The organism is Streptomyces spinosisporus (assembly GCF_022698145.1).
GTDB lineage: Bacteria > Actinomycetota > Actinomycetes > Streptomycetales > Streptomycetaceae > Streptomyces > Streptomyces spinosisporus.
Map to the genome: position 1 here is coordinate 1 of NZ_JALDAX010000052.1, position 1,505 is coordinate 1,505.

At 57.7% G+C, this 1,505-nt stretch carries 1 rRNA gene; it reads left to right on the plus strand.

What is annotated here, in order from left to right:
- Positions 1–1,505, plus strand: a 23S ribosomal RNA gene (locus tag MQN93_RS43630); the annotation flags it as partial.

A 1,505-nucleotide genomic window follows, 5' to 3' on the forward strand; every position in this document is an offset into this window, starting at 1 on the left:
ACCAGGAACCGATGAAGGACGTGGGAGGCCACGATAGGCCCCGGGGAGTCGTCAACCAGGCTTTGATCCGGGGGTGTCCGAATGGGGAAACCCGGCAGTCGTCATGGGCTGTCACCCGCTGCTGAACACATAGGCAGTGTGGAGGGAACGCGGGGAAGTGAAACATCTCAGTACCCGCAGGAAGAGAAAACAACCGTGATTCCGGGAGTAGTGGCGAGCGAAACCGGATGAGGCCAAACCGTATGCGTGTGAGACCCGGCAGGGGTTGCGCATGCGGGGTTGTGGGATCTCTTGTTCATGGTCTGCCGGCCGTGAGGCGAGTGAGAAACCGTTGATGTAGGCGAAGGACATGCGAAAGGTCCGGCGTAGAGGGTAAGACCCCCGTAGTCGAAACGTCAGCGGCTCGTTGGAGAGACACCCAAGTAGCACGGGGCCCGAGAAATCCCGTGTGAATCTGGCGGGACCACCCGCTAAGCCTAAATATTCCCTGGTGACCGATAGCGGATAGTACCGTGAGGGAATGGTGAAAAGTACCCCGGGAGGGGAGTGAAATAGTACCTGAAACCGTGTGCCTACAAGCCGTGGGAGCGTCGGAAGCAAGCTTGCTTGCTTCTCGTGACTGCGTGCCTTTTGAAGAATGAGCCTGCGAGTTTGCGGTGTGTTGCGAGGTTAACCCGAGTGGGGTAGCCGTAGCGAAAGCGAGTCCGAACAGGGCGGTGGAGTAGCACGCTCAAGACCCGAAGCGGAGTGATCTAGCCATGGGCAGGTTGAAGCGGCTGTAAGAGGTCGTGGAGGACCGAACCCACCAGGGTTGAAAACCTGGGGGATGACCTGTGGTTAGGGGTGAAAGGCCAATCAAACTCCGTGATAGCTGGTTCTCCCCGAAATGCATTTAGGTGCAGCGTCGTGTGTTTCTTGCCGGAGGTAGAGCACTGGATAGGCGATGGGCCCTACCGGGTTACTGACCTTAGCCAAACTCCGAATGCCGGTAAGTGAGAGCGCGGCAGTGAGACTGTGGGGGATAAGCTCCATGGTCGAGAGGGAAACAGCCCAGAGCATCGACTAAGGCCCCTAAGCGTACGCTAAGTGGGAAAGGATGTGGAGTCGCAGAGACAACCAGGAGGTTGGCTTAGAAGCAGCCACCCTTGAAAGAGTGCGTAATAGCTCACTGGTCTAGTGATTCCGCGCCGACAATGTAGCGGGGCTCAAGCGTACCGCCGAAGTCGTGTCATTGCAGCAACACTCCCAACGGAGGCTGTGATGGGTAGGGGAGCGTCGTCTGCCGGGTGAAGCAGCCGCGTAAGCGAGTTGTGGACGGTTGACGAGTGAGAATGCAGGCATGAGTAGCGATTCACACGTGAGAAACGTGTGCGCCGATTGACTAAGGGTTCCTGGGTCAAGCTGATCTGCCCAGGGTAAGTCGGGACCTAAGGCGAGGCCGACAGGCGTAGTCGATGGATAACCGGTTGATATTCCGGTACCCGCTGTGAAGCGTCAAACATCGA